At 70.0% G+C, this 26240-nt stretch carries 19 protein-coding genes; 14 read left to right on the top strand and 5 right to left on the bottom strand.

Annotation, left to right across the window (positions count from 1 at the left end; genetic code table 11):
• Positions 1 to 24: 24 nt before the first annotated feature.
• Positions 25 to 858 carry an SDR family NAD(P)-dependent oxidoreductase gene (locus OG878_RS35620; protein ID WP_328890588.1) on the bottom strand — a complete coding sequence of 278 codons (834 nt, stop codon included), beginning with the start codon at positions 856 to 858 and terminating at the stop codon, positions 25 to 27.
• A gap of 187 nt (positions 859 to 1045) precedes the next feature.
• On the opposite strand from OG878_RS35620, the gene OG878_RS35615 reads away from it, so the two are divergent.
• Both OG878_RS35615 and OG878_RS35610 read left to right on the top strand, forming a co-directional pair.
• Positions 1046 to 2155 (top strand): MGDG synthase family glycosyltransferase, encoded by a 1110-nt coding sequence (locus tag OG878_RS35615; protein ID WP_328890587.1) that lies wholly within the window; start codon positions 1046 to 1048, stop codon positions 2153 to 2155.
• 122 nt (positions 2156 to 2277) lie between these two features.
• Positions 2278 to 2586, top strand: coding sequence for a hypothetical protein (locus OG878_RS35610; protein ID WP_328890586.1), 309 nt, complete (start codon positions 2278 to 2280; stop codon positions 2584 to 2586).
• Positions 2587 to 2665: 79 nt separating this feature from the next.
• Here OG878_RS35610 and OG878_RS35605 read toward each other — a convergent pair whose 3' ends face one another.
• Positions 2666 to 3439, bottom strand: coding sequence for a VOC family protein (locus tag OG878_RS35605; protein WP_328890585.1), 774 nt, complete (start codon positions 3437 to 3439; stop codon positions 2666 to 2668).
• A gap of 307 nt (positions 3440 to 3746) precedes the next feature.
• Here OG878_RS35605 and dnaK point away from each other — a divergent pair, with 307 nt between their 5' ends.
• The 4 genes from dnaK to OG878_RS35585 all read left to right on the top strand — a co-directional run bounded on the left by dnaK (position 3747) and on the right by OG878_RS35585 (position 7798).
• Positions 3747 to 5603 carry a molecular chaperone DnaK gene (gene dnaK, locus OG878_RS35600; RefSeq protein ID WP_328890584.1) on the top strand — a complete coding sequence of 619 codons (1857 nt, stop codon included), beginning with the start codon at positions 3747 to 3749 and terminating at the stop codon, positions 5601 to 5603.
• On the top strand, positions 5600 to 6319 hold the full coding sequence (gene grpE / locus OG878_RS35595; protein WP_328890583.1) for a nucleotide exchange factor GrpE: 720 nt from the start codon (positions 5600 to 5602) through the stop codon (positions 6317 to 6319). The genes dnaK and grpE overlap by 4 nt, the downstream gene beginning before the upstream one ends.
• Before the next feature lie 22 nt (positions 6320 to 6341).
• On the top strand, positions 6342 to 6656 hold the full coding sequence (locus tag OG878_RS35590) for a hypothetical protein (RefSeq protein WP_328890582.1): 315 nt from the start codon (positions 6342 to 6344) through the stop codon (positions 6654 to 6656).
• 95 nt (positions 6657 to 6751) lie between these two features.
• Positions 6752 to 7798: a S66 family peptidase gene (locus tag OG878_RS35585; protein ID WP_328890581.1), complete on the top strand. Its 1047-nt coding sequence runs from the start codon at positions 6752 to 6754 to the stop codon at positions 7796 to 7798.
• 70 nt (positions 7799 to 7868) lie between these two features.
• On the opposite strand, the gene OG878_RS35580 is transcribed toward OG878_RS35585, so the two are convergent.
• Together OG878_RS35580 and OG878_RS35575 are read right to left on the bottom strand one after the other, a co-directional pair.
• Positions 7869 to 9512 (bottom strand): hypothetical protein, encoded by a 1644-nt coding sequence (locus tag OG878_RS35580; protein WP_328890580.1) that lies wholly within the window; start codon positions 9510 to 9512, stop codon positions 7869 to 7871.
• A gap of 140 nt (positions 9513 to 9652) precedes the next feature.
• On the bottom strand, positions 9653 to 10651 hold the full coding sequence (locus OG878_RS35575; RefSeq protein WP_328890579.1) for a LacI family DNA-binding transcriptional regulator: 999 nt from the start codon (positions 10649 to 10651) through the stop codon (positions 9653 to 9655).
• A gap of 126 nt (positions 10652 to 10777) precedes the next feature.
• Between OG878_RS35575 and OG878_RS35570 the strand changes: the two genes are divergently transcribed.
• The 7 genes from OG878_RS35570 (at position 10778) to OG878_RS35540 (ending at position 21750) form a co-directional block, all read left to right on the top strand.
• The gene (locus OG878_RS35570) at positions 10778 to 11707 is read left to right on the top strand and encodes a 5-dehydro-4-deoxyglucarate dehydratase (protein ID WP_328890578.1); all 930 of its coding nucleotides are present in this window, start codon (positions 10778 to 10780) and stop codon (positions 11705 to 11707) included.
• Positions 11704 to 12117, top strand: a complete 414-nt coding sequence (locus OG878_RS35565; RefSeq protein WP_328890577.1) for a hypothetical protein — start codon at positions 11704 to 11706, stop codon at positions 12115 to 12117. Before OG878_RS35570 ends, OG878_RS35565 begins: the two co-directional genes overlap by 4 nt.
• A gap of 9 nt (positions 12118 to 12126) precedes the next feature.
• Positions 12127 to 13647 (top strand): sodium:solute symporter family protein, encoded by a 1521-nt coding sequence (locus OG878_RS35560; protein WP_328890576.1) that lies wholly within the window; start codon positions 12127 to 12129, stop codon positions 13645 to 13647.
• Positions 13648 to 13748: 101 nt separating this feature from the next.
• Positions 13749 to 15374, top strand: coding sequence for a hypothetical protein (locus tag OG878_RS35555; protein ID WP_328890575.1), 1626 nt, complete (start codon positions 13749 to 13751; stop codon positions 15372 to 15374).
• A gap of 288 nt (positions 15375 to 15662) precedes the next feature.
• Entirely contained in the window at positions 15663 to 16085 is a 423-nt protein-coding gene (locus tag OG878_RS35550) for a hypothetical protein (protein ID WP_328890574.1), read from the top strand.
• 95 nt (positions 16086 to 16180) lie between these two features.
• Positions 16181 to 16495, top strand: a complete 315-nt coding sequence (locus OG878_RS35545) for a hypothetical protein (RefSeq protein ID WP_328890573.1) — start codon at positions 16181 to 16183, stop codon at positions 16493 to 16495.
• A gap of 1019 nt (positions 16496 to 17514) precedes the next feature.
• A complete protein-coding gene (locus OG878_RS35540; RefSeq protein ID WP_328890572.1) occupies positions 17515 to 21750 on the top strand; it encodes a golvesin C-terminal-like domain-containing protein in 4236 nt (1411 codons plus the stop codon).
• Between the two features lie 410 nt (positions 21751 to 22160).
• On the opposite strand, the gene OG878_RS35535 is transcribed toward OG878_RS35540, so the two are convergent.
• A complete protein-coding gene (locus OG878_RS35535) occupies positions 22161 to 22736 on the bottom strand; it encodes a DUF6461 domain-containing protein (protein WP_328890571.1) in 576 nt (191 codons plus the stop codon).
• A gap of 793 nt (positions 22737 to 23529) precedes the next feature.
• Between OG878_RS35535 and OG878_RS35530 the strand changes: the two genes are divergently transcribed.
• A complete protein-coding gene (locus OG878_RS35530) occupies positions 23530 to 26208 on the top strand; it encodes a M14 family zinc carboxypeptidase (protein WP_328890570.1) in 2679 nt (892 codons plus the stop codon).
• The last annotated feature ends 32 nt before the right edge of the window (positions 26209 to 26240 follow it).

Raw genomic sequence — 26240 nt, 5'->3', positions numbered from 1 at the left:
GCGTGTCCGTCGCCGGGTGCCCGCTCAGCCAAAGCGCATGGCCAGCCTGCGGAAGAGGTGCGGGGCCACGCCCTGGATGCGGCCGGGCACGCCAAGCCACCGTGGCACGGTGATCTCGTCCCGGCCTCCGGCCAATGCCTCCTCGACCGCTGCGGCGACCAGCCCGGCGGGGACCGGCCGTGGCCAGGTCCGCGAGTACGGGGTGCCGCGGCGGGTGAAGAACGGTGTGTCGACAGGACCCGGCAGGACCAGGCAGACCTGGACGCCGGTGCCCCGGAGCTCGTAGCGAAGGCTCTCCGCGAACGCGATCAGCGCCCCCTTCGTCGCCGCATACACCGCCTCACCGCGCACGCCGAACCGGCCCGCCACAGAGCCGATCAGCACCAGCCTGCCCGACCCGCGCGACACCATCTGCGGCAGCACCAGACGGACGAGGTGGAGCACGGCGCAGACGTTGACACTCACCAGGCGGTCCACCGCGGCGGCCGGCATGGCGGTGTACGAGCCTGCCCAGCCGAGCCCCGCTCCGGCGACGAGCGCGTCGACCCGGCCACTGTGCGCCAGCGCCGCCTCCGCGAGCCTGCGGCAGCCGTCCTCGGCGGCCAGGTCCATCGGCAGCGCCGTACCGGTGGTGCGGGCGGCGACACCGTCGAGCCGATCCTCGTTCCGCCCGTTGAGCAGCAGCTCCCACCGGCCGCGGGCGGCGAGCCGTGACGCGACTTCGGCGCCGATACCGGAGGAGGCCCCGGTGATCAGGACGACCGGCCGCGGACTGCGGGCAGGCGGGCGGCCCGCGGCCGACAGCGTCGCGTCGGCCCTGGCTGCGGGGGTGCCGCGGGGTGGGGGGCTCTTGCGCATAGGCCTTTCCGTCCTCCGGGACCGCCGGCTTCCTGGTGCTCCGCTGCGGGCACCGCCTTGACCGGCCCGTACCGGGTATTCCTTCATGCAACCGACGCATCGGCAAACGCACCGACCGCACTGGGCTAACGGTCCGCCTCCCGTCCGCATATGGCACACCGGCTGCCATGCGAGGAACATCCAAGGAATGGGACGCCGGATTCTGATCGTCAGCGCCAGCATGGGCGCCGGACACGATGCAGTCGCCACCGAACTGGCCCGGCGGCTGCGGTCCGGCGGACACCTGATCGCACGTGTGGACCTCCTCGACATGCTGCCCCCCGGCGTGGGGCGCGGGCTGCGCGCCGCGTACCGCACGGCGCTCCACCGCTGCCCGTGGGTCTACGGAGCGGTCTACGCGGCATTCTTCCGCGACGGCGCAGAACCGGGCGAAAGGAACGGCTGGGCGCCGGACACCGGGCCGCTGGCCGCAGCCCTGCAGCCGCGCTTGCGCAGGGTCGTCGAACGCCGTCGGCCGGACGCGCTCGTCTCCACCTTTCACCAGGCCGCCCAGGTCACCGGCCGGCTGCGGGCCCGGTACGGTGACTGCCCGCCCAGCACGGTCGTGGTCACCGACTTCGCCGTGCACCGGCAGTGGCTCCATCCCGGCAATGACCAGTACCTGTGCCTGACCGAGGCCGCCGCGACACGCGTCCGCGCTGCGACCGGACGCCCGGCGCAGGTGTGCGGCCCGGTCGTGCCCCCGGCCTTCGCGGCAGTGGGCCACGAGTACACGGTCGGGAAGCCGTCCCGTTGGGCGCGGGAGTTCGCGCGGCACGGCCGGGGCCGCCCGGCCGTGCTCATCTCGGCCGGTGCCTGGGGCGTGGGACACGGGCTGATCACCACTGCGCGCCTGCTCACCGCCACCGGGCACCTTCCGGTGCTGCTGTGCGGCAGGGACGAACGTCTGCGGGCCCGCGCCGCGACGCTCCCCGGCGTTCTGGCGCTGGGCTGGGTCGAGGACCTGCCCGACCTCATGGCGGCCTCGAGCGCCCTCGTGGACAACGCCGCAGGACAGACGGCCGTACAGGCGCTCGCCGCGGGCGTACCGGTCATCGGGTACCGGCCGATCGCGGGCCACGGCGCCGAGGGTGTCCACGAGATGGCCGCGGCAGGCCTCACCGAGCAGGTTGGCGACGAGAACGCGTTGCTCCGCTCCCTGGACCGGCTGGTGCGCCCCGGTCCCGTCCGGGCCCGGCGGATCGCCGCCGGGCGGGCCGTCTTCACCGCGGACGCGGCCGCACTGGTCGCCTGCTGAATTGCGTTCCCGGTCACCACCCGGGCACAGGGCGGCGCAGGTCCTGACCGCCGGGACGGCGGGCTGGGCGGCAGGGCCGGTCCCGGGAGGCGGCGGTCCGGATGCCGACCGAGACTGGGGACATGAACCCGTATGAGGGGCTGGCCACGGTGCAGCGTGCCGACGGCTCGGAGCTCCGGGTGTGGGCCGAAGTGTCCATCGGTGAGAAATCCGACGGCATCGACGGGGCCGCCGACAGGCCGCCCTGGACAGCGCAGCTGACGGCCCGCGGCGGCGAAGCGCTGCTGCTCGGCGGCGACGTCACCCTGATCTTCGACTCCGGCGAATCCTGGCCGGCCAAGGTGACCGGCTCCCACTTGTCGTCCGGACCCCATTCCTCGAACTGGACCCAGATCAAGGGCACCGGTCCGCCCCTGATCCGGCACGCGTAGTCCCCGGCAGCCCCTGCACCGCAGGGGCTGCCGGTCCACGCGGGCCGGTACGGGCGCGTGCGAGTGCCGGGCGCTCCCGTCAGGCGTCGGAGACGGTGAACAGGCCGCCGTCAGGGTCACGGATGATGAAAGCATCCTTCGAGGAACGGCCCAGCGGTGGGGCGGGTGAGGCGTCCCCTCCGGCGGCGACGGCGGCGGCCGCGGCGCGTTTGCTGTCATCGACGCGGAAGTCGACGATCCATCGGGGACGGATCTTCGGGTCCGGGGCGGTTTCGACGCCTCCACCCCACAGGGTGGCGACCGTGTGTCCCGCGACCTGGACGAGTACGTGGTCGTCCGCGTAGTCGACCGTGCAGTCGCCGGGCGGCTTGGCCCAGTCGAACACCTCTGCGTAGAAGATGGCCGCCTCGAAGGCGTCGCGCGTCTGCAGGTCCAGCCGTGCGGGAGCACTGCCTTGCCCCACCGACCAGGCCAGGGCCGGACCCTCCCAGAAACCGAAGGTCGCCCCGTCACGGTCGGCAGCGAGCGCAGCACGTCCTTTGCCGAGTTTCACGGGCCCGACGGCGAGCGTGGCACCGCGCTCCCGGACGCGGCCCGCCGTCTCGTCGACGTTGCCGACGGCGAAATACGGTGTCCAGAGGGTGGGAAGTCCGCTTGATGAGCAGGCTCCGATCCCGGCGACGGGTTCTCCGTGCGACAGGGCCACCGAGAAGTTGCTGCCCAGGGTGGTGCCACGGAACGTCCAGTCCATCACTGCCCCGTAGAAGGACTGTGCGGCTTGCAGATCCTGTGCGATCAGGATCACCCAGCAGGGTGCACCGGTCACCGGCACGATCTGTTCGAGGGCAGGCATCCGGTGCTCCTTCCGATGAACGGTCTTGGGCGCGTTGACGGCCCGGCCGCCCGGCCGACCTCACGACCGGCTGATCGGGCTCCTGACCTCACCCTGTACCCGGCAGTGCTCCGCCGCACTTCAGCACCGCTGTGCCCGCGGTGGATCCCGTGTTGTCGGGCGGGGCCGGGATCCGCGTCGCCGCTTCCGGGGAGCCGCAGCACGGGGACGCGTTGACAGCGTGTGTGAGGCGACGTATCCCGGAATCTGAGGGGCGCTGCGCGGCAGCCCGGCGCCCGACGTGGGGCGTGCGGGAAGGAGCGGGATCATGGCTCGCTCGATCGGTATCGACCTCGGTACGACGAACTCGGTCGTCAGCGTTCTGGAGGGCGGCGAACCGACGGTGATCCCGAACGCGGAGGGCGCCCGGACCACGCCGTCCGTCGTGGCCTTCGCCAAGGATGGCAACGTGCTGGTCGGCGAGGTCGCCAAGCGGCAGGCGGTGACCAATGTGGAGCGCACCGCCCGGTCGGTGAAGCGGCACATGGGTGAGGCGGACTGGCGGTTCCCGGAGTCCGGCAGCGTGGACGGGAAGCGCTACACCGCGCAGGAGATCTCCGCACGGGTGCTGCAGAAGCTGAAGCGGGACGCGGAGGCGTATCTGGGCGAGGACGTGAGCGACGCGGTGGTCACCGTGCCCGCGTACTTCGACGACGCGCAGCGCACCGCCACGAAGGAGGCCGGTGAGATCGCCGGTCTGAAGGTGCTGCGGATCGTGAACGAACCCACCGCGGCCGCCCTGGCATACGGGCTGGACAAGGAGAACGACCAGACGATCCTCGTCTTCGACCTCGGCGGCGGCACGTTCGATGTATCCCTCCTGGACGTCGGGGAGGGCGTCGTGGAGGTGAAGTCCACCAATGGCGACACCCACCTGGGCGGTGACGACTGGGACCAGCGCGTCGTCGACCAGCTGGTGAAACAGTTCAAGAACAACTACGGGGTCGACCTCGCCAAGGACAAGATGGCCGTTCAGAGGCTGCGTGAGGCTGCCGAGAAGGCGAAGATCGAACTGTCCGCGACGACCGAGACGACCATCAACCTCCCCTACATCAGTGCCTCGGCCGAAGGTCCGCTGCACCTCGACGAGAAGCTCACCCGAGCCGAGTTCCAGCAGCTCACCGCAGACCTCCTGGAGCGCTGCAGGGACCCGTTCCACCAGGCGGTGAAGGACGCCGGGATCCAGGTCTCCGGCATCGACCACGTCATTCTGGTCGGTGGCTCGACCCGCATGCCGGCCGTCACGGGCCTGGTGAAGGAACTGACCGGCAAGGACCCGCACAAGGGTGTGAACCCGGACGAGGTCGTCGCCATCGGCGCCTCGCTCCAGGCCGGTGTCCTCAAGGGCGAGGTCAAGGACGTTCTGCTCCTCGACGTCACCCCGCTGTCCCTCGGTATCGAGACCAAGGGCGGCATCATGACGAAGCTCATCGAGCGCAACACGACGATCCCGACCAAGCGGTCCGAGATCTTCACAACGGCCGAGGACAACCAGCCGTCGGTGCAGATCCAGGTCTTCCAGGGCGAGCGCGAGATCGCGGCGTACAACAAGAAGCTCGGCGTGTTCGACCTGGCGGGTCTGCCACCTGCGCCGCGGGGCCTGCCGCAGATCGAGGTCACGTTCGACATCGACGCCAACGGGATCATGCACGTCGCCGCCAAGGACCTCGGCACCGGCAAGGAGCAGAAGATGACCGTCACCGGCGGCTCCGCGTTGCCCAAGGACGACATCGAGCAGATGATGCGCGATGCCGAAGCACACGCGGAGGAGGACCGCCGCCGCAAGGAGGCCGCCGACACCCGCAACAGCGCCGAACAGCTCATCTACACCACCGAGAAGCTCCTGGCCGAGAACGCCGGCAAGCTGCCCGCGGACGTCAAGGCCGAAGTCGAGACCGCGCTCGCCGACGTCAAGGAGAAGGCGAAGGGCGACGACACCACTGCCCTCCGCTCCGCGGTGGAACGGGCGACCACCGCCGTTCAGAAGATCGGCACCGCCCTCTACTCGCAGGCCGGGACGGATCAGCCCCCCGGCGCCGCGGACCAGGCGGGGACGGGCGGCGGGGACGACGTCGTCGACGCGGAAATCGTGGACGACGACACCGCAGAAGGAGGGACACGATGAAGCAGTCGGTCCAGCCCCCGCATCCGGATTCCCGGTCTCCCGTTGTCGTCCGCGCCCACTCGGACACCGGCCCGGCCGCGCTTCCGCCCCACCGACCCGAGCGGCAGGAGGGCGCACCGACGGCGGACGCGACCGCCACGGCCCGCCCGGCCACCGGGGGCGGGCGTCCCGCCCACGGTCCCGTAACTCCCGAGGACCGCATCCGGCAGCTGGAGGCGGAGCTGGCCGAGCGCACCGCCGACCTGAAACGGGTCAAGGCGGAGTACGACAACTACCGCAAGCGTGTGCGGCGGGACCGCCTCGCGATCCGCGAGGCGGCGGTCGCCAATGTCCTGGCCGGGCTGCTGCCCGTTCTGGACACCATCGACCGGGCCCGGGCCCTGGGCGACGTCGCCGGCGGCTTCCACCACGTCACCCGGATCCTGGAGGCCCGACTGGCCGCACTGGGACTTCGCAGCATCGGCGAAGCGGGCGAACCCTTCGACCCCCGCATGCACGAGGCCCTCACCTACACTGCCGCCTCCCGTACCTGCGCCGGCAGCCCCCGGACCACCGGCGCAACCTGTGCCCAGGTGCTGCGCCCCGGCTACCGGGTCGGCGCGCACCTGGTGCGTGCGGCAGACGTGGCTGTGGCCGAGCGGCCGCCGCTCGAGCCCGCCCCGGCCGCGCTGCCCGGGCTCCGACGGACGACGGGCGACGCAGACGCCGACCGCTGACCGCTGACCGCTGACCGACGCTGTGGGTGACCTTGCCCGTGGTGCCGGCAGCGTCCTGCTGCGGGCCCATCGAGGTGGCGGTGATGTCGTCGGCGCAGTCACGCGGGACAGTTCTCGCCTTGCCGGGGCCGGCATCGCGGCCGACGCCACCGGACTGGTGATCCGGTCCACCGCTGCCGCGGCAGGGTTGCCGGCCGTCCTCCCGGCCGATCCCGGCGCCTGTGCCGTGGTGCACGTGGCGGGCGGGGTCGTTCGGATCGTCCTGGGGATCAACACGCTCCGGGCTGCCGGCAGGGAGGCGGCTGCACCGAGCGCGGAGACGGACCGGGACCGGTGACTGCGAGCTCGGGGGTCCCCGCGGCGTCGGTCAGGACGCGCCTCGCAGTCAAATGGAGGTGAAAAGCGTGAGGCCGGCGCCGTACTCTCGTGCGCATGAGGTCATCTGCGTATCCGCCCAAGCCCGTGCCCGGCGACCGCATAGCGGTCATCTCGCCCGGCGCCGGTCTCGCTGGAGTCCTGCCCCTGCCACACGAGCTGGGACTCAAGCGGCTGCGTGAGGACTTCGGTCTGGAACCAGTGGAATACCCGGCCACGCGAAGAATGGGTTCCACACCCCAGGAACGTGCCGACGACATCCACGCGGCATTCGCCGATCCGACCATCAAGGCGGTGATGGCCACTATCGGTGGCGACGACCAGATCACCGTGCTTCCCCTGCTCGACCGGGAGTTGATCCGCGCCAACCCCAAGCCGTTCTTCGGGAGCAGCGACAACACCAACCTGCTGATCCTTCTGCACAACCTGGGAATCGTCGGCTATCACGGCGCCTGCGTGATGACCGAGATCGGCCGCCCGCACACCCTTCACCCGATGACCGCGGATTCGGTGCGTGCCGCCCTCTTCACCTCCGGCCCTTATGAGCTTCGCTGCGCCGAGCGCTACCGGGACTCGAGCCGTGACTGGGCAGACCCGGCCACCTTCGGCAAGGAGCCGGACTCGCAGCCCGCCGAGGGCTGGATCTGGCACCGGCCCGAGCAGGTCGTCGAAGGCTGTGCGTGGGGCGGAAACCTGGAGATCCTCTCCTGGTTGCTGATGGCCGACCGCGAGATCGAGCGCGACCCCGCCGCCTACGAGGGCGGCGTCCTGTTCCTGGAGACCTCTGAGGAGATGCCCGGTGGGGAGGAGGTCTTCCGCATCCTGCGCAACATGGGCGAACGCGGCCTGCTGGCCCGCTTCCCCGCCCTGTTGATGGCACGCGCGAAGGCATGGTCCTTCGAGAAGCCGAACGACCCGGAAGCCAAGCGTCGCTACGCCGTCGAGCAACGCGAAGCCGTGCTGCGAGCGTTGGCGGCGTACGCCCCTGGGACGATGGCAGTCTTCGACGTGGACTTCGGGCACACCGATCCCCAGCTCGTGATCCCGTACGGGGGCAGTGTGAGAGTGGACGGCCCTGCCCGGCGGATCACGGTGACGTACTGACCGTCCGCCGTGCACATCACCGGCTGACACGTCGAACGTGCATCGACGGCCCTCCTCGCACCGGCCTCGCTCATCGGGAGACGCTGATGATCTGCGCGGTGCCCGGTGCCACGGTGACGGTGGACCGGCCCGCGCCGACCCGCAACGGCGTGCTGCGCGGGGCCCGGTCCGCGGTCCCTTCGGAGGTCACCTTGGCGCCGCCGAGCGTGATGGATCCGGCATCCAGGGAGGACAGGCCGCCGGCGGCGGAGCTCACGAGGGCGGTGGTGCGGGCCGTGTGCATCCTGCGGGGAAGTTCGAGCGTGACCGTGTCGTCGGTGGCGTCCGCCGCGGCCGGGTCCTGGACGTTGATGAGGACGACGTGCAGCTTGCCGTCCTTGTCCTCGATCCCGTACGCACGCAACCTGCCGAGGTCGTCGTCGGGCAGGCCGAGGTCGACGAAGTGGCCCTGTGGGAGCTGCCGGAAGGCCCACAGGCCGTAGTAGAGCGGCGAGGCGGAGAGCCGGTGGGCGTCGAGCTGCGCCTGGTCGGCGGCACAGAAGGCGCCGTAGTAGCGGTACGAGATGGGGTAGTCGGCCGAGTCGCGGGGCTTGAAGTCGCCGCAAACAGCAGCCGTGTTGGTGTGGAAGAGGAGTCGGCTGACGCCGTTCCGTGCCGTTTCGAGAAGGTGGTCGAGCGCCCACAGCGAGGATCCGTAGGCGTTGCTGACCCCGGGCTGGCCGCTGCACGAGGCGCTGTTGGACTCGTTGAGCGTCATCGGCACGGTGTGGTGCAGCCGTTCACCGACGGCCTTGATGCCCTCGAGCTTCGCACGGGCCTTGACGTACGTGTCGGGCGACATGAGCTGCGCCATGGTGGCCGTCGAGGTGCCGCAGTGGCTGCCGGCGTACAGGTGGGAGGACAGCTCGGCGAGGGTCCGCCGCGGGGCGCCGGCGCCGTCGGCGAGCGCGGCATCGGCGAAGCCGTCGATGACGGAGTTGGTGAGGGCCGTGTTGGCCGACGGGCCGGTCATCTTCAGGTGCGCGTGCGGCAGTGCGGCGTCGATCGCCGCCTGGTACTGCTTCACGGTCGACCACATCTCGGCGGGGGTCAGCGTGGTGACGTTGTCGTACTCGTTGCCCACCTCGACGGAGAGCAGGTCGTCGCCGAGGGTGACGTGTGCGGCCTTCACCTCCGCCACCACCTGGTCCATCGTGACCTGCGGCGCCGGGTCCTTGAGCGGGTTCTTCACCTTCGCCGGATCGATGAGCGACTTCAGCGGCACACCGAGTGTGACCTTCCATCCGGTCGCGTCCAGCAGCCGCTTCAGGCCGTCCAGATCCGCCTGGTCCACCGTGCCGCCGATGGCCTGCGCCGGAGCGGAGGCGTCGCGGTACGCGCCGAAGGCGGGCCACACCAGGTCCATCGAGTAGCCGCCGAGGCGCAGCACGCCACGCGGGCCGAGGGTCTTCAGCCGCTCGGCGAGCAGGTCCTCGGTGAGGTAGCCGTGGGCGAAGTCCGCGGACTCGACGGAGAAGCCCTGCATGCCACCGTCGAACTCGACCGGCGACGCGGCGCCCGTGGCGTCCAGAGCGAACGGAGTCGCCGCCGGCGCCGTGGTGTCGGAGCCGGGCGCCGGGTCGGCGACGGCCTGCCCCGTACAGGCGAACAGGGCGACGGCGGCTGCGAGTGCTGCCGGACGGACGAACGTTGCGGGCGACGGGCGAAGACGCATGACGGGGGCTCCTTGGACCGGGGCGGACGCCTCGACGAACAAGATCCACTGAGTAAACGTTTTCTCGCCGAGGGACCTTGCCGGGGCGCCCCGGTCGCTGTCAACGCCCATGACGGAATTGGCGATTGCGACGGCGCGGTTCAGGTCCGGGCTGCGGCACCCGTGGACGCCCGCACCACGAGCTCGGTCGGCAGTCGCACCGTGCCGTGCCGGCCGGCCCGTTCCAGCTGGTCACGCAGCAGCGCCCAGGCATGCCGGCCGACCTCCTCGGTCGGCAGCCGCACGGTCGTCAGCGGTGGCGCGAGGAACTGGGCGACCGGGATGTCGTCGAACCCGGCCAGCGAGATGTCGCCCGGCACCTCGAGCCCCTCCTCGCGCAACCGGGCCAGGGCGCCGATCGCCACCAGGTCGTTGAACGCGACGACGCCGCTCACCCCCGCTGCCAGCAGCTCGGGCAGGGCGCGGTGGCCGTCGTCGCTGGTGGAGCCGGCCTGCGCCTCGCTCACCCGGATCCGCAGGGAGGCGGCCGCGTCGCCGAAGGCGCGCTGCCGCTCGGCGTTCGACCAGGACGTCGGCGGGCCGGCGAGATAGCCGATGTGCCGGTGTCCGAGCCCGGCGAGGTGACGTACGACCGCGGCCATGCCGGCGTACGAGTCCACACCGGCCGAGCTCATCGACAGGTCGCCGACCGCCCGGTTGGTGCACACCAGCGGGCCGACCTCGAAGCGCGCCAGCTCCTCCAGCGGCAGCCGGGGCGAGCAGAGCACCAACCCGTCGCAGTGCAGGGCGAGTTCCTGAATCAGTGCGCGCTCCTCGTCCTGGCTCTCCTTGGCGTCGGCGACCAGCAGCCGGTGGTCCTGGGTGCCGGCGGCGTCCGCCAGCCCGCGCAGCAGTTCGGAGAACGAGGGATTGCCCAGGTCGGGCACCACGACGCCGATCAGCCGGGTGACACCCGCCTTGAGGCTGCGCGCGGTGCCGCTGGGCCGGTAATGCAGCTCGGCCGCCGCGAGCCGCACCCGGCGCACGAGTTCGGGGTCCGTCACGCGTCTGCCGTTGAGGACCCGTGAAACAGTCGCCGTCGACACCTCCGCCACTCGGGCGACATCGACGATGGTCGGCTTGCGTATCACCTGGGCCATGCGAGGACTTTAGACGATGCAAAGGGATTGACCCGGCGTCGAAGGGGTCCCTAAGGTCCACGCCGAGTGTTCGCAGACACAATCTGCGTTCGCATACATGCACTTGCTCGGCGTGAGGAGTCCCCTGTGCCGAATCTCGACGGCGTGCTGTTCTTTCCCGTAACCCCCTTCGACGCCTCCGGAGCGGTCGACACCGCCGCTCTCGCAGAGCACGTCGGGGCCGGCCTGGCGGCCGGGCCCGGAGGCGTGTTCGTGGCGTGTGGGACCGGCGAGTTCCACGCCCTGGAGCCACAGGAGTACACCGAGGTCGTCCGCGTTGCCGTCGAGGTCACCGCCGGTCGGGTGCCGGTCTACGCGGGCGCCGGCGGCCCGCTGCCGCTCGCCCGGCAGTTCGCCCGCGCAGCCCGGGACGTCGGCGCGGACGGCCTCCTCCTGCTCCCGCCCTACCTGGTCAAGTCTCCGGCCACGGGCCTGGTTGCGTACGTCGACACGGTCGCGGCAGCCACCGAACTGCCGCTCGTCGTCTACCACCGCGACAACGCCCGCTTCGACCCCGCCTCCGCGGTCGACGTCGCCCGGCTCCCGCACGTCACCGGCTTCAAGGACGGCGTCGGAGACCTCGGTACCCTCTCCCGCATCGTCTCCGCCGTCGAGTGCGAACTGCGCGGCGTCGGCAAGCCGTTCCAGTTCTTCAACGGCCTGCCGACCGCGGAGGCCACGGTCCGCGCCTACCGCGGCATCGGCGTCGAGCTGTACTCGTCGGCCGTCTTCTGCTTCGCACCGGAGATCTCGCTGGCATTCCACCACGCGGTGCGCGAAGGCGACGGTGCACTCGTCGAGGCCCTGCTCAGCCGGTTCTTCCACCCGTTGGTCGCCCTGCGGGAGAAGGTTCCCGGCTATGCGGTCTCGCTGGTGAAGGCCGCCGTGCGGCAGCGCGGGCTTGACGTCGGCGGCGTCCGGCCACCGCTCGTCGACCCGGCTCCGGACCACCTCGAAGAACTCCGCCGGATCACCGAGGCCGGGCTGGCCGTGTGCGACCGCGCGGGTGTGCGATGACGGACGGGCCGCGCATCATCGTCACGCCCGTCGCCCTCCGCGACGCACCGCAGCTCGACGCCGTCGGAGTGCACGAGCCGCACGCGCTGCGGGCGATCGTCGGGACGGCCACGGACAAGGGAATCAGCGGCCTGGGCGAGACATACGCCGGCCAGGGCCCGCTGCGCCTCCTCGCCCGCGCTGCCGGCGCCGTCATCCGGCCGGGCGTGCTCGCTCTCCCCCTCGGGGCGTCACGGGTACCGCGTGCCCCCGCCCCGGGGATCGAGCGGGACCGCGACGCCGTCGCCCGGCTGCACGAGCCGTACCCGGCGTGCGGACTGCGCAACAGGGACGGCACCGCTTCCATGCAACGGCTCCACCCCGATCACCGCTTCCGCTCGCCGCACCGGCAGGCGACGGCCTCCTCGTAAGGAGTTCTCATGGCATGGCTCGACTGGGTAGCCCTTGCCGGCTACTTCCTGGTGATGCTGCTGATAGGCCTCTGGTCCCACCGCCGTATCAGCACGGTCGGCGACTACTTCACCGGCGGCGGCCGGATGCCGTGGTGGCTGTCCGGCATCTCCCATCACATGTCCGGCTACAGCGCCGCGGTGTTCGTCGCTTACGCGGCCGTCGCCTACAGCTACGGCATCACCGTCTACTTCTGGGCCTTCGTGCCACTGGCGGTGGGCACCGGCGTCGGCGCGTTCCTTTTCGCACCACGCTGGAACCGGCTGCGGGCCCGCTTCTCCGTGGTCTCGCCACTGGAGTATCTGGCGAAGCGCTACAACATCCCGACCCAGCAGGCGCTCGCCTGGAGCGGCGCGCTCCTCAAGGTCTTCGACGTCGCCGCCAAGTGGGCCTCGGTGGCGATCCTCCTCAAGGTCTTCACCGGCATGCCGATGACCACCGGCATCATCATCACCGGCATCATCACCCTGCTGTACTGCACGGTCGGCGGCCTGTGGGCGGACGCGCTCACCGACTTCGGGCAGTTCATCATCCAGGGCGTCGCCGCGCTGTCCATGCTCATCGCCGTGATCGTCAAGCTGAACGGTCACGGCGGGCTCGCCGGCATGTGGGACAAGCTTCCCGCGGGGCACTCCCACCCGCTGGTCGGCCCGTACACCGCCGGCTTCCTGACCGCGTACCTCGTCATCAAGCTCTTCGAATACAACGGCGGCATGTGGAACCTGGCCCAGCGCTACATGGCCACCGACTCCGCAGCCTCCGCCCGCCGTTCGGCCGGACTGTCCGCCGTGCTCTACCTGATCTGGCCGCTCGTGCTGCTCTTCCCGTCCGTCGCGGCCGGGGTGCTGATGCCGAACGTCGCCGACGCACAGCAGGTGTACGCGCTGATGGCGAAGGCGTACCTGCCCGCAGGGCTCGTCGGCCTCACGCTCGCCGGAATGTTCTCGCACACCATGGCGATGGCCTCGTCCGATGCCAACGCCATCTCCGCGGTCGTCACCCGCGACATCCTGCCGGTCGTGTCCCGCCGGGCCCGCACGATGAGCACGCGGGCGGGGCTGCTGGCCGCCCGCGTGTGCACGGTCGTCTTCGTCTCGATCAGCATGGTCGTGGCGATCGAGGCCGACCACTTCGGTGGCGTCCTCGGCATCATCGTGGCGCTGGTCGCAGCCGTGATGGGGCCGATCTCCATCCCCATGCTCCTCGGCCTGCTGCCGGCCTTCCGACGCTGCGGCCCGGTCGCGGCGCTCAGCTCGTGGGCGCTGGGCCTGGGAGCGTACTTCCTGCTGAAGTACGGCATCGAGCCGTCCGGCCAGACGGCCATCGTGGCGACACCGCTGATCACCTCGCTGGTCGTGTACGTCGGCGTCGGCCTGCTGAAGCCGGAACCGAACGACGAGGCGGACGCGATCGTCGCCGCAGTGGGCTCCGACGGCCCACGGGGTGCTGCGGCGAAGGCTCCTGTGCCTGCCGCGCCGGCCGTCGAGTGACCGCCGGCCGGGGTCCGGGGACAGCCCCGGACCCCGGCCGCCCGTACACCCCCGTCAGGCAAGCCACGGGTGAACGGCAGCCCGTACCCGGAAGGAGCCGCATGAAACGGCATCGCGCACGAGCCCTGGTCTGCGCCCTCGCCCTGACCGCGGCCACGGCAGCCGTCACGCCGAGCGGCGCCACGGTCCGGCCGGCTGCGGCTGCCGTGCAAGGCGGCCGGATCCCCGACCACTTCGTCGGCCTCAGCATCGAATGGTCCCTGGTCGAGCGGTACATGAACCCTTCCGCCCGGCCGGCCTTCGTCAACCTGCTGCGCAACCTGCACACCGGAATCCTCCGCATCGGCGGCTCCTCGCAGGACCAGATGCCCTTCGACGCGACGGCTCCCAACACCGATCGCGTGATCACCCCGGAGGACCTGGCCTACGTACGGGCCACCCTGGACGCCGCCGGCGAGCCCTCCGACCACGGTCACGGGAAGCCCCGCTGGGGCACGGTCCTCGGCACGGCCATGTCACCGCCCATCGACACCCGGCCCTGGGCCGGCCCGGAGCACGCCAGAACCTTCCTGGCACAGGGAGTCGGGCCGGCCTTCCCCGGCGAGGCTGCCAGGAAGATCGCGGGCATCGAACTCGGCAACGAGCCGGACCTCTCGTACGGCTCGAACCTGGACCGCTACCTCGGCGACCTGGCCACCTACGCCGACCCGTCCGTGTCGGCCGGCTTCCCCGTCATCGCGCCCAACACCAGTGAGGACATCCTGCCCTGGACGACCCTCGCCGACCCGACCGCCGCCACCCGCTACTTCCACGACTGGCCGCAGATCCTGGACACCGGCGCCCCGTTCATGACACAGCGGTCCGGGACTTTCGGCGCGTACGCCTCCGACCACTTCTATCCCCTGGCACGCACCTGCGCCGGCAAGCCGTACCGCTGTCCCAGTACCACCGCCCTGCTCTCAGACGAGCACCTGGCGGGTCTCGACTACGAGGTCTACACCCACGCCACCGAGGCGGCCGGGCACGGCCTCGGCTATCGCCTCGAGGAGACGAACACAGCGGCCAACCGCGGCGCGGACGGCGTCAGCAACGTCGCCGCCTCCGCCACGTACGCGCTGTCGTTGATGTTCCACCTCGCCTGCCCCCGGCCCCCGGACCGGCCCGAAGCGAACGCCGGCTGCACCACGGCCGCCAAGGGCGTCAACTTCCACAACGCCGAGGTGCGCGCCTTCTTCCATCCCGAGGAGGGCAACGCGTACTACAACGCGATCGATTACGACCCCACCGAGGCGAGGGGAGCCCCCACCGCCGCTCCCCTGTACTACGCCCTGCTGTTCTTCGCCCGCCTCGCCCAGGACACGTCGGGGCTGCGCCCGGTGTCCGTCGCCACCGATACCGATGCCGACCGCACACCCGAGGCCTGGCAGCTGGACACGGAGTCCGGCGAGCGCCGCCTCTTCGTCATCAACAAGGCCGACCATCCGGTGACGGTGACCGTCCCCCTGCGGGGCACCGAGGCCGAAGTCGACCGCATGAGCCCGTACGACCCGGACGGCGGCACCCCTGCCCTGGACGCCACCCACGTCCGTATCGACGGACGCCAGGTGGCCGCCGACGGCACCTGGCCCGGCTTCCACCCGGCCACGGTCCGCGCCACCGGACATCGCACGACCCTGACCCTGGCAGCCGGCGAGGCCGCGGCCCTGACCTCGCCGCGCCGGCCCTGATGCAAGCATCCGCGTCCGCCTCGAATCAGGAGGCCTCATGAGAATCGGACGTCTGACGCGAGCCGGCCGCAGGCCTGGCCTGCCGACCGCCCTGGCCGCGGCCGCCGTCTGCATGGCCGCACCGTTCACCGGAGCGACCCCCACGGCCCACGCGGCCGTCCGCAAGCACATCGACACCGACTTCACACTGCTGCGCCGCGCCCCGCCTCGTACGTCATCGGCGCCGCCTACCGCGACTGGACCGCCGACGTCCACGGCGACCAGCAGGACGGCTACCGCCGGGCGCGGGTGTACGGAAACCTCAACAAGTGCCTGTGGATCCACAGCGGAGCGGTCTCCGGGGACGCCGCACAGGCCGACAGCTGCAGCGACCCGGTGACGATGCCCGTCTCGGAGTTCACCAACGGCCAGATCGGCGGCGGCACCTCGGACGGAGCCACGGTGACAACCACGGCCGGCTCCGGCTGCGCGATGTACGACGGCAGCCGTATCACCGCGTACGGCAACGTCCGGCCCTGGGAGGTGCCCACCACCGCGACCGCGCCGCTGAACAGCCAGGTCGCCATCGGCCGGACCGTACTGTGGCGCTACGTCTCCCGTGACGGCCGCTATGTGATGGTCCGCGACCCGCGCAGCGGCGGCACGGACGGCACAGGCCTGCAGAGCTGGTACTTCATCCCCCGGGGCTGCCTGCCCGCCACGCTGCCCTGACCCGGCCTGATCGCGCGGGACGTACACGTCGACTCGCACGTGTGCCGGGCCTCGGTCGCACGTCTTTTGCCCGCAGGTGCTTCTACGCTCTCTGCATGACCGAGAACGAGATCAAGCTCAAGGCGATCGCGGCGCTCACGGCGCTGCGGAGTGACGTGGGAGCGGACTACGTCTCCGATCTGCTGGGCGAGGTGATCCCGACGCACTTCGTGGTTCCCGACACGGCGGACCCGCGCGAGGTCGGGCTGGCCGTGCTGGACCAGCTCTCCGACCCGCTGAGCGCCTTGGTCAACGGATTCGTTCTGGCATTCGAGGCGGTTGCGGACGCGTACGACCGGACGGAGCCCGACCACTCGACCGATGGAATCCTGCAGGCGCTCGCCCTGAACATCGCACGCGAGGTCGACTGATCCCGGCCGTCCCGGCGGCCCTTGCCCGGTGGACGGAAGCAGTATCTGCCTCCACCGCCGAGGCGGGTTCGACCGGGGCGGCCCGAGCTCCTCCGCGGTCCGCTCGGTTCGGAATACCGCATACGGGTGAACGCAAGGATGCCGGCCGCTCCGGCGGACAGCGAACGCCGGCAAGAACCGGTACCTGCCGGGACGAACGCCGAGCTCGGCTTTACGAACCCTCGGCACATGAACGGTCTGCGCTTTTCCGCCCGCCCGGGCATCGGTCGACACGCCGCTTTTTCGCCAACTGCGTCACCGCACACAGCAGGAGAATTTCCCCCTTTGTGGCGGACGAGTCGCGCAACGCGGGTGCCGTCGACGAACCAGCGCAGAATGCCCCCCGCCCGCTCGAAGACGCCCGGCTTTCATGTGCCCTTGCGCGTTCCGGCGCGGACGCGGTGCTCGTGCAGGAGCTGAGAAAAGTGCTCGGCGGTGGCCCTGCCGACTCATATCCGACGTCACGTCACCCGATGCCCCATGGCCGCCCGCAGGCCTTCACGCGCCGCGACCGTCACGGTGCCGAGAAGACCTCACCGGACCGACCGACCCCATGGCCCATGTACGGCCACCGCCCTTGACCTCGCCCGACCCCAGATCCTCCCGTCATTGCAGAAGCCGTGAAGGGCATGTAGTTTTCGATCATGAAGGGGCAGGGACATGTCAAATTGCAGCCTTGGTCGGCATGTGTCGTTTTCGTGCAACCTCCTTGCGACAAAGGCGCGTTCCACCCCTTTGCCCAACCTCGCTCGTGCCGACGGCAGTTGCTGATCCGCGTCGGTCACATGCGTCTGCAATAAACAATTCATCTTGCATACGGAGTTCATGTGAAACTCAGACAGTCGCGGAAGGCCCTGTCCGCGTTGGCCGCAGCAGCGACACTGCTGTCGCTGGCGGATTGGTCTGCCGTCGCCGCGGAACAGGTACCGAATGCTCCTCGGGCGACGACAACGCCCGTTGTACCAGCCAGCGCTGACACTGTGCCGGCCAACAACCGCGAAGCACTGCTGGGGCCGGACTGGTCCACGTCCGCGGACGTGGCGTGGACGACCAGTGGTGACGCGCAGGGCTTCCACATCCTGACGGCACAGGAGAAGGACGGCTACACCTGGAAGACCACCGCCACCCTGTCGGAACCGGGGTTAGACGTCGACGCGTGGATCGGCAACGTGTGCGTGACGGGCTCGGGCAGGCGGGCCGTCGTGGTCTACGCGCCACGCACCTTCACCAACAAGCCGCAGCTCATGGCCCGCGGTGGATTCACGGCGGTGGTGGACCTCGCCTCGGGCAAGGTGACCAAACTGCCGCTCAAGGCGTCGCTGTCGTACTACAACCCGGGCTGCGGCACCGACGAGTCGGCGGTGCTGACGCAGTCGGGCGGGGACGACATGCCCGGCACGCGTCTGATACGCCTGGACGCCGCCACCGGAAAGCTGTCGGACCCGGTGAAGGTCACCGGGCAGGTCACCTCCGCGGTGCCGGCGCCCGACGGGACCCTGGTGGGCGCCTCCGGCGCCCAGGTGGTGCGCATCTCCGGTACCGGCAAACGCACGCCGCTGGTACGGACGGACGGCGTGCCCTACCGCATCACCCCGGACGGTGAGGGCGGCCTGTCCTTCCTCGACAAGCGGAAGGACACCACCAAGGTCAAGCGGATCGGCGCCGAGGCCCTCGCGCACCCGGCGGCAGAGCCGGCCGAGGCCGCCGTCCTGGCGCAGGGGCCGGCCGCCGGAACCGGCCTGACCCGCAGCGCCGGCACCGTCTACATCACCGGCAGCACCACCCGACCGAAGTCCACGAAGGCGCTGCCCTCGGTGGTGCGGCGCCTGGCGAACGTACCGAAGGACGCGACCGTCTCCACCCGCGGGGCGTCGGTCATCACCGGCACCACCTGGGGTGACGGCAAGGGGACGATGGTCCTGCAGGGCGACGCCGACAAGGCTCGCGCGGTGAAGCTGAGCATGACCGTCACCGACTCGAAGGCGAAGACCTCCTTCGTCGTCGACCCGGAGCGGCACGAGTCCGAGCATCTGGCCGAGGGCATGGCCATGTCGCCAGGACTGACCGGCCACGCACAGGCGAAGGCGGCCGCCCGCTCGCTGGCGATCGGACCGTCCTCGCCCACCGACCCGGTGGAGGACGAGCGGACCTGCTCGGTGCCGCGCAACGACCCGCGCAATCAGGCCATGCAGCCGAAACCGCGTCAGGTCGAGTGGGCGGTGGACCAGGCGATCACCGGCTACCTCAACACCCATGTGCAGCGGCCTGCCGACTGGAAGAACCTCGGCATGCCCGCGTACATGCCGCAGGAGCTCTTCCTCAACCCCGTCCTGGACGGCGGCGGCCGCGCCATGGCGCAGGTGATGCTGGGGGTCACCACCCAGGAGTCGAACATGTGGCAGGCCGGTCGCGAGGCGGTTCCGGGGGTGACCGGCAACCCGCTGATCGGCAACTACTACGGCATCGACCTCTACGACGGTGACAGCTCCAACGACTGGGACGTGAACTTCGCCGAAGCCGACTGCGGTTACGGCATCACCCAGGTCACCGACCACATGCGCATGGCCGGACGCGAGGACGGCCACGGCGGCGCCGCCTGGGACTACCAGAAGCAGCGCGCCGTCGCCCTGGACTACACCGCCAACATCGCCGCCGGCCTTCAGATCCTGGTCTCCAAGTGGAATGAGACCCGCGCCGCCGGCCTGGTCGCCAACCACGGCGCCGACGGCCGCCCGGAGAACTGGTACTTCGCCCTGTGGGCCTACAACTCCGGCTTCCACCCGAACACGGGCGACGGCGCCCCATGGGGCCTGGGCTGGGCCAACAACCCCGCCAACCCCGAATGGGACGCAGGCCGCCTGCCCTTCATGGAGAACGCCGCCGGCGGTGAGAACGCCGCCGCCGCCGCGCATCCCCAGGACTGGCCCTACCAGGAGAAGGTCCTCGGCTTCGCCGCCCACCCGCCGTCGTTCCTGGAGTCCCCCGGCGTGCTGGTCCCCGCCTTCCGGCCCTCCAGCTGGAACGGCACGAACGAGGCCGTCAGCGTCAAGGGCAGCGCCCTGTACAACCGGGCCCACGTCAAGGCGCCCGAGGACGCTTTCTGCGTGCCGACCTCGAACGACTGCTTCCCCGGCCGTATCTCCGACAGTGCGAGCAACGACAACGGCTCCTCCGGCCCCTGCGCCCGGGAAGACTTCATGTGCTGGTGGCACGAGCCTGTCACCTGGAAGACCGACTGTCCCACCACCTGCGGCTTCGAGTTCGTCCGCTTCAACAGCAGCTACCCGGAGGAGGCGGACGGCACGGCCTACCCGCCGGTCTGCACCACCAGCGGGCTGCCCTCCGGTGCCCTCATCATCGACGACGTTCCCGAGGACACCCCTGTCGTCCGGCCCGGCTGCTCCAACAGCGGCTGGGACAACGCCGGCACGTTCTCCTTCGACTTCTCCAACAACGGAACCGAGTCGGTCTACCCCTCCAAGGCCGACCTGCACCAGCTCGGTGCCGGGTTCGGGGGGCACTTCTGGTTCGGGCACACCCGTCTGGCCGACGCCAAGGGGGAGCGGCTGAAGATCCAGGGCACCTGGCGGCTGCGGGACAAGCTCACCAGTGAGGCCAAGGTCATGGTCCACCTTCCGGACCACGGAGCCCAGACGCAGTACGCCACCTACGAGATCGACACCGCGTACGGCACCGAGCGGCGCCAGATCGCCCAGCCGGGCAACGGCAACCGCTGGGTCTCCCTCGGCGCCTTCCGGTTCAACAACACGCCCGAGGTTCGACTCGACACCATCGCCTCGGACGGCACCGGTGACGAGGACATCGCGTTCGATGCCGTGGCGTTCGTGCCGGGCAACTACGACCTCATCCCCGACATCCGTCTGCCGGCCGGGGACCCCAACGCCCCCGAACCCGCCGACGAGGAGCCGATCCAGGTCGTTCCTGGTGAGCTCTTCCCCGGGGTCGCGCCGGCCAAGTCGGCGCAGCGCTCCGCCGGGGAGACCCCCACGGCCTTCCAGGACTGCCGGCCCGTCAAGGGCAGCGCACACACCGAGCTGTGCATCGGCCCGGCGAGTGCCGCGGCCGAGAAGAAGGCGCAGGAGGCACCCGCCGGCGTAGCCCGCATCGCCGGTGACACCTCATTCTGCTCGGCCAGGTCCGAGGACAAGTACCTCACCCGGACCTCGGCCTGCCTCAAGGACGCCTTCGCGGTGGTGAAGCTGGTCGACGAGGTTCCGGTGGCGTCGTCCACCTTCACCTACCGGCATGTGATCGACCTGGACATCAGGAGTGGCACCTTCGTCCAGACGGTGTCGCTCACACCGCAGCTGATCGACCCGAAGATGCTGGAGGTCGGCCTCAACATCCAGTCGTTCTGTCAGCCCAACTGTTCACCGGCCGGGCCGACGTTCACCGGGGCACCTCTGTGGGTCCCGGGTGACACGCATACGGCCACGGCGACCATCGAGCACAGCTGGACGGGGACGTCGGGCAGCGACCGGATGCACCTCAACTGGATCATCTCCGGCACCGTCGAAGGGAAACCGACCACCAGCCACGACTACGACGCCGACACCGAGATGACCATCCGGTGCGACAAGGAGGCCAAGGGCGTCAGCGTTCCGGGGTGCGTCTTCCCCGAGTACACGCCGACGTACGTGGTCAACTCGTACGAGAACCCCTCCGCCGCCGCGTTCTACTGGATCCTGATGCAGAAGCTGCCCAGTCACCCCGGCAGCAGGGACCACAACGAGCCGCTGAACTACCTGGCGAGCAAGGAGCGACAGGACGCCAACCGGGCTGTGATCTGCCCGAAGAGCGGTGCGGACAAGTGGGTCGGCAACCCGGAGACACTCCAGTCCGGGTCCTCCGCCAGCTGCGACGAGTACCCTTTCGCGGCCACGTACCAGAGCGGCGGAATGCCACCCCAGCAAGTGCTGAGCGGCAAGGACTGCACGCAGATGTACGCCAAGCCCCTCAGCAGCGGGTGGACCGTCCTGGAGGACCCGAACTACTCCCGGGTCAACACCTGGACGGAGATCTGCGGCCGGGCCACCATCCCCGGTGACGAGAACTCCGGGGCCGCCTGGCGCATCGGGCTCGTCTTCGTGCCCAAGAACCGCATGCTGGACAAGGACAAGTTCTTCGTGAGCACTCCGGGCTTCGAGGACTGCTCGGACCTGTCCCAGATCTGCTTCATGCGTTCACGGAGCTGACCGGCCACGCCGGACCGCGGTCCGTCCCCCGTTCGCCACGGCGGGGACGGGGGACGGACCGCGGCCGGTGTGCGCCGGCTGGGTGGTCGTGGCGGCCGGACGTGCGGTGACATCCGGTCCAGTTGGTGCCGGCGCGGGGCCCGCCCCGTCCGTGTACGCGGACCGACTGGCCACGAGGGGCAGGGATGTGCAGCACACCATGTGCTGGGACACCCCGAGTTCGTTGCTGCCGGCACGCGATGATGCTAGTGCCGCGTCAGCCAAGGTTTGCCCGCCAAGGAGCGGCGTCCGGTGCGTGCTGTCGGCGTACCGGCCGGAAGTCCTCGTACTGGACGTACTTGGGCTTTCGGCCGGTGCGGCGAGAGTGCGTTCCGGGCGTCGCGACGGGGCGAACCTTGGTTGACGCGGCACTAGATGCGGCCGAACGGCACGGCCGCAGTGGCTCCGTGGAGGAGTGCGTCGCGGGGCAGTGAGACCCCGAAGGCGATCTCCACCGCACGCAGGACGGACCGCTGTACGTCGCAGTCCTCCACCGCCGTGCCGTCAGGCCGAAGAGCTCCGGCCTCCTGGAGAGCGGCCACCATCGGCGCGCGGTCCTGTCCGCCCCACTGGTCGGGCTCGACCCCGGGCTCGAAATCGGCGGCAATCCGCCCGTCGCCGGCATGTACGAACCACCGCGGTGAAGCTCCGGTCTCCAGAAGGCAGATGGCGTCCGTCCCCGATGAGAGTGCCAGCAGTCGCGGCCTGTCCAGACCTGTTGCGCTCCAGCGCTCCAGTACCCACGCCCACGAGCCGTCCTCGCCGAAGCGAGCGGCCCCACCCCAGTCGTCCTCGAGGGTGAGGAAGTCGGTCTCCACCGCCGCGTCGACCACATGGGCCGGATCACCACCGAGGGCCGTCACCAACTCCACCCCGGTGACACCGCGTACGCACGTCAGGCAGTACGTGTCGAAGGCATCCGCGATCCAGGCAATTCCGTCCGTCACTCGCTCTCCGTCTCCTCATCCCCGAGTGGGGCGACACCATCAGGCCACACCACCGGCCGGCAGGGCCAAACCTACCTGGCGCGGCACACGGGGCCAACGCCGTGGGGGCACCGGCACCGCGCTCGGTCAGTGATCCTGCGCAGGAGATCGTTCACCCGGTCTTCATGCCTCATGTGCGGCGCAGCACGACGGATACACATGGGCATGAGCATGCTCTCTCCGCACCGCCCCGTCACCGTTCGTTTCCGCTCGTCTCCGCCGACACCGATCCATGACTCGACCCGCTGTGGATCACCGGCCGGCCCCCGTGGAGTGCGCCCGATCCCGCGAAACGGTCAAGCGGGGATTCGTATCTGTGCAACCCGGGCGGAGGGTGTCGCGCTTGAAGCCTTCACCGGCGGGCGCTTGGGCCGCAGAAGGCCGTGGGCGCGTTCAACGGAGCCCCACTGACCAGCGGTTGCCTGCCTCCGCGCACCGCCGACACCGCCCCAGTCAAATGTTGCGGCAACATGCTTTCAATATTAAATCCAGTATCGAATCGTTGTCCTGACTCACCGTCGGCTGACAGATTGCGTGGGCACGACAAGGTTTTCACGGCCAGGGGTCGGGGTGCTCGCGGATCACGTGGGTCTGCCCGACAGCAGCGCGCGGCACCCAGGCATCGCGACAACCATCGAGGCGCCGCGCCCCCGCGGCGTTGCATGCCATCCCCACGGCAGCGGAGCCGGCTCACCCCTGCTTCGCGACGGACAACGGACCGGCTCACCCGGACCGTGAAAGGCGATGTCGTTAGATGACCAGCAGCGAAAGCTCAGCACTGTCCCGTCGAGCGCTTCTTCGGACCACCGCGGCGGCCGGCGCCGCAGCGGCCGCGACGACACTGATCCACCCGGGCACCGCCTCGGCGGCGCCCGCGATACCCCCGACTCGGACCGACAGACCGTCCGCCGGAACACGGAAGAAGGGACACATCCCGACCCCGGCGGAGTACTTCGGAACCCCGATCGGAACCGAGGGCTTCCTGGCTCAATGGGACAAGATGGTCCCGTACTTCGAGCTGATCGGTGCCCGCAGCGACCGGGTGCACTACGAGGAGATCGGCAAGTCCACCCGGGGATTCCCGTACGTCCTGCTGACCATCAGCTCGCCGAAGAACCTGGCCGAGCTCGACAAGCTGGTCGCCACCAACGCCAGGCTGGCCGACCCCCGGGGACTGTCCGAGACCGACGCGAAGAAGCTGGCCACCGAGGGCAAGCCCTTCCACTTCGTGCAGGCCGGCATCCACGCGACCGAGGTCGGCAACTCCCAGGCCGCCATCGAATGGGCCTACCGGCTGGCCACGGAGGAGTCCGACTACATCGAGGAGATCCTGGACAACCTGGTCATCCTGCTTCAGCCGTGCCAGAACCCGGACGGCATCGTCCTCGTCAACGACTACTTCGCCGCCACGGCCGGCACCAACTACTCGCGCACCTACCCCGATCTGTACAACAAGTACACCGGCCACGACGACAACCGTGACTGGATCATGCTGACCCAGATCGAGAGCAGATACAACGTCTCGATCCTGAACAAGTACCGGCCCCAGGTCTTCCAGGACTCCCACGGCGCCGGCGCCGGCGCTCCCCGGCTGTTCACGCCGCCGTACCTGTCGCCGTACGACCCCAACATCGACAGCATCCTGGTGCAGCAGACCAACACGGTGGGCATGGCGATGCAGCGGGGCATGACCGTCGCCGGCATGAAGGGCAACGGCTGGGGCTCGACATACGACTACTGGTCTGCATCCCGGCAGTACTGCGTCTACCACGGCTCGGCGCGCATCCTGACCGAGGCGGCGGCTGCCTCCAACCTCGCCTACCCCCAGGTGGGCACGGGACCGCTCGGCCAGCAGACCACCGACATCAACTTCATCGAGCCGTACGACTCCAACACCTGGACGCTGCGCAACATCATCGACTGGGTCTCCCAGGCCTTCTACTCAGGGCTGGAAGCGGTCGCCTACGACCACTACAACTGGCTCTACAACTCCTACCGCATCGGCGTGAAGGCGGTGACCCGGACCAGCCCGTACGCCTACGTCATCCCAGCCGGCCAGCGTGACCCGCAGGCGGTCCACGACGCCCTCGAGGTCTTCCACCGCGGCGCGGTGGAGATCCGCCAGGCACGGGCCGCGTTCACCGCCGACGGCAAGCAGTACCCTGCCGGGTCGTACGTCATCTACATGCAGCAGCCCTACGCCGGGTTCGCCAAGACGCTGCTGGAGGTGCAGGAGTACCCGCAGCTGCTGCAGTACCCCGGTGGCCCACCGCAGCGGCCGTACGACACCACCGCGCAGACCCTGCCGATGCTGCTCGGCTTCGAGGCCGACCTCATCTCCACGTCCTTCTCGGCCGACACCAAGCTGCTGAGCTCCATCAAGCCGCCGGTGGTCGCCACGGCGTCCGCGCCGCCGAGCTCCGGGGCGTACGCGATCGGGCCGGAGTCCTACGGGGTGTTCCGGATCGTCGCCGCGCTGCAGAAGCAGAACATCCCCACGTTCCGAGCCGCCGCCCAGTTCACCGACGGCGGTCGCACCTTCCCCGTCGGCACCTTCCTCGTCCCGCCGTCCTCGGCGGCCCGGCAGCTCCTGCACACCCAGTCGGAGAGCACCGGCATCCCGGTGTCCGCCCTCAGCGCGGTGCCGGACGTGGCCGGCATCCAGCTCAAGCCGGGCACGAAGATCGGCCTGATCAAGCCCCCGGACAACATGCCGGCCGGCTGGCTGATGTGGATGTTCGACCAGTACGGGGTGAACTACTCCATCGTGGAGGCGGGCGACTACGCCGACCTCGCCAGTAAGTACGACGCCCTCATCATGCCGGACGGGGTCAGCAAGAACTCCATCGTCAACGGACTGAGCTCGGCGAAGTACCCGTCCGACTGGGCCTGGGCGTTCGGCGTGGGCACGACCGGCTGGAACCAGCTGCACGACTTCGTCACCGGTGGCGGCACGCTGGTCACCTACGGCAGCGCGACCGCCACGGCCCAGTCGCTGTTCAGCCTGCCCATCACCTCCACCCTGCCCAGCGGCTCCTCCTCGGACTTCTACTGCCCGGGAGCGCTGCTGAGTCAGGAGTTCGACACGAACAACCCAGCGGCCTGGGGCGTGCCGGCGAACAACCCGGTGTGGTTCGTGTCGAACGATGCGTACAAGTTGACCAGCACGAGCACGTACCCGGTCGACGTGGTCGCCAAGTACCCCGACAGCGGCGATCAGCTGCAGAGCGGCTGGCTGATCGGCGGCGAACACCTCGACGCGGCGGTCAACGGACTGTCCTGGACGATCGGCGACGGTTACGTCGTCACCTTCGGCAACGAGATCGGGTTCCGCACCTGGAACCGGTCCGAGCAGCGGATGCTCTTCAACGCCGCCTACTACGGGCCGTCCACGAAGCTCACCGCTGCCCAGTTCCAGCGTTTCGGCAAGTAGATCGCGTGCTGGGGGCGGGTCTCCCCGCCCCC

It is taken from the genome of Streptomyces sp. NBC_00316, assembly GCF_036158715.1.
Taxonomy (GTDB): domain Bacteria; phylum Actinomycetota; class Actinomycetes; order Streptomycetales; family Streptomycetaceae; genus Streptomyces.
The sequence above is the reverse complement of the archived record's forward strand: the minus strand, read 5'-3'. Positions and strand labels throughout refer to the sequence as shown.